General features: G+C 64.4%; 4 protein-coding genes. All 4 read right to left on the bottom strand.

From position 1 onward, the window contains the following. The coding region (gene kdpA / locus ACLP25_RS29165) for a potassium-transporting ATPase subunit KdpA (RefSeq protein WP_442472590.1) at window positions 1-1,142 on the bottom strand (1,142 nt) is incomplete at its 3' end. An 11-nt stretch (window positions 1,143-1,153) separates the two neighbouring features. Continuing rightward, a complete protein-coding gene (locus tag ACLP25_RS29160) occupies window positions 1,154-1,567 on the bottom strand; it encodes a hypothetical protein (protein ID WP_442472589.1) in 414 nt (137 codons plus the stop codon). After that, a complete protein-coding gene (locus ACLP25_RS29155; protein WP_442472588.1) occupies window positions 1,564-1,851 on the bottom strand; it encodes a hypothetical protein in 288 nt (95 codons plus the stop codon). The genes ACLP25_RS29160 and ACLP25_RS29155 overlap by 4 nt, the downstream gene beginning before the upstream one ends. Window positions 1,852-2,247: 396 nt before the next feature. Next, window positions 2,248-2,833: helix-turn-helix domain-containing protein (locus ACLP25_RS29150; RefSeq protein WP_442472587.1), on the bottom strand; the 586-nt coding region annotated here is incomplete at its 5' end.

The following is a 2,833-nucleotide window of genomic DNA, read 5'->3' as shown; positions in this document are numbered from 1 at the left end:
CCCGGCGAAATGCAGCCGAGCAGCAAATTGAACATCGCCACGAGCCCGGAGAGCGGCATCGCCGATTCGAGGACCGCGTTCGACGCGCCCGTCCCGGTGCCGGTCGTGGCGTCGACGAACAGCGCGGCGCCCGCCTGACCGAAGCGCAGGTCCTTTCCTTCGAGGTTGCCGAACGAAGGGTCGACGCCGAGCGCGGCGAGCGCCGGATTGCCCGCCGCCTCGACCTGCCAGACGACCGCGAGCGCGACCACGAAAATGATCGCCATCATGATCAAGAGTGCGCGGCCCTGGCCAATGTCGCGCGCCATCCGGCCGAAGGCGAACACCAGCGCGACCGGCAGCACGAGCTGGCTCCAGTTCTGCACAATGTTCGACCAGACGCTCGGGTTCTCGAACGGATGGGCGGAATTGGCGTTGAAGAAGCCGCCGCCGTTGTCGCCGAGGAGCTTGATCGCCTCCTGGCTCGCCACCGGCCCGATGGCGATCATCTGTTTTGCCTCCTCGAGCGTCGTCGCCTCGATCGACCCGACAAGAGTCTGGGGCACGCCGAGCGCCGCGAACACGAGCGCGAGGACGAACGCCACGGGCAGCAGCACGTAGAGCGTCGCGCGGGCGACGTCGACCCAGAAGTTGCCGATCGTCGTCGATTCGCTGCGCGTCAGCGCCCGGATGAGCGCGACGGCGATGGCGATCGCCGCCGCCGAGTCGAGGAAGTTGTTGGTTGTGAGGCCGACCATCTGCGACAGATGCGAGAGCGTCGTCTCGCCGCCGTAGGCCTGCCAATTGGCGTTGGTGACGAAGCTCACCGCGATGTTGAAGGCGAGGTCGGGCGGCACGCCCGGAAAGCCTTGCGGGTTGAGTGGCAGCCAGGCTTGCAGGCGCAGGATCGCATAAAGCCCGAGCATGCACGCGCCGCCGAACAGGACCATCGAAATCGCATAGTCGTCCCATTCCTGCTCGTCCTTGGCCTTGACGCCGGCGGCCCAGTAGACGGCCCGCTCGATCGGTCCGAGGATCGGCGTGAGGAAAGTGCGACGATTCTGGAAGACGTCCGCCATATAAGCGCCGAGGGGACGGGCGGCGGCAATGACGAGCGCAAGCGTGAAGGTGATTTCGAGAAGACCTGAGACAATCCTGACCACAATAAGAGGCCCTATTTCTGGTTTTTCGGGATGGAATCGCGCGGGCGGCGCGAGAACCCGCCGGTCGGAAGCGCGAGGCGATAGCCCACGCCGATCTTGGCGAGCAGGATTTCGGGATGAAGCGGCTCGCGCTCGATCTTGCGCCTGAGGCGAAGAACGCAGCAGCGGAGAGCCGGTCGGCCGCGCGCCGAGCCGACGGGCCCGCCGTCCGCGAGCAGGCGCTGGTACGCGACGACGACGCCCGCCTGCCCGGTAAGACGGGCGAAGTGGGTGAGTCGGCGGCGTTCGTATCGCGCGGCCTTGGCCGGGCGTCCGATTTCGCGGCCGTGCACACTCCACTCAGGCTGAATGACGCTGGAATGCGAGGCGTTGCAATCGACCGGCCCTAATCGAGAGGAGGCCTGAATCGCGGTCTCGTCTGTCATTGCCGGTCCGAGCAGACTCGCCCGCCGCGGCCGAAGCTTGTGCAATTCAAATCCTGCGGGGCGGAGAACGGCGCAGCGGTCTCCGGGCGGCAGACCAGCGCCGCTCGACCATGGACGTTGCAGGTCGATGCGATATTCGAACCCCTGCCGGGCGCCAGTATCGTCAACGCGAGCCAGACGATGACCAGGGCGCCGACGACACCAAGCCACAGCTCTTCGGTTGGTGCGAGCGGGAGGCTGGCGGGCTTGAACTGATACGGTCCCTTGAATGCGTGCACAAGCATGGCGACCTCGCAATTGGACTCCATTCGAGTTGCGCCACAGTTACACCCTACGTGCGAAAAAACTCCATTCCGAAACCGGCCGACGGGTATAAGTCTGACGTAAAGAGATGACCAAAGCTTCGGAATAAAGGGTGGTCAGTCGGTCGAACTGCGATTGTCGAGTTTGCGGAGACACGTGTCGAAGAACGCGCCGGCGAGTCGACCTTTTTCGGTGAACCACCGCCGCTCCCCTCCCTTTCAATCCGACTCCCTTCGCAATGTCGCCTTCGGGCGGAACAATGCCTTCCAGGTCACGCAGTCTACGGCCGCTTGCCTTCCCGCTTGCGACGTTCGCGGTCGCGACCCGCAAGGGCCGCTTCACGTCGGGAGCGGCAGTCCCACGCAACGAGCGGCGCCTTACTGCTTCAAATGCAGTTCCTTGAGTTTTTTCGGTGCTGTGCCGAACTGGCCTAACTGGTAGACGGCCGCGCCAGCGGGCGAAAAACTGAACTCCTCAAAAGGTTCGGCCAACATTTGGTCGAGGTCGCTCTTGAGCGCGACGCCAGTGGTGACGTGCGGGTTGAATTGTTCGCCGGATGCTTTCGGAACGAAGGTCGACACGTATCCGATCAAGAACGGGTCGATGATAGGATCATCGGGAGTGGTCACGAACGCCGCCGAGTCTCCGGTTTCCACGGTGAAGGGGCTCGCCGCCGCGATCAGGTCCGCTTGCAGCTTGAGCAATTCGGGGGTTGGCTTCGCCACAATGCCAGCAAGGCCAATGTCCTTGCCGGGGATATGGTAATACTTGAAAGCCTCCAGCTTCATGGCGGTTACCATGGCGACGAGCGCGCGCCTTTGCGCGTCGTCGAGCAGGGAGGGGCGTCCAGTCGACTTGCCATCGACGAGACCGCCCGGCCCCTTGGCGTTGAACCGAAGAACCCAATCGCGAAGGGTCTGCGGCCCGACCCCTCCGAGCCGGGCGGCGTCAGCCCGCGTGCCG

This window comes from Roseiarcus sp., from assembly GCF_052145395.1.
In the GTDB taxonomy this organism is placed as follows: domain Bacteria; phylum Pseudomonadota; class Alphaproteobacteria; order Rhizobiales; family Beijerinckiaceae; genus Roseiarcus.
This window is presented reverse-complemented; position numbering and strand designations above follow the sequence as displayed.

What these genes read in the sequence shown, in the direction of transcription:
- ACLP25_RS29160 (WP_442472589.1), bottom strand. Translation starts at nt 1,567, where the DNA reads ATGACAGACGAGACCGCGATTCAGGCCTCCTCTCGATTAGGGCCGGTC.
- ACLP25_RS29155 (WP_442472588.1), bottom strand. Translation starts at nt 1,851, where the DNA reads ATGCTTGTGCACGCATTCAAGGGACCGTATCAGTTCAAGCCCGCCAGC.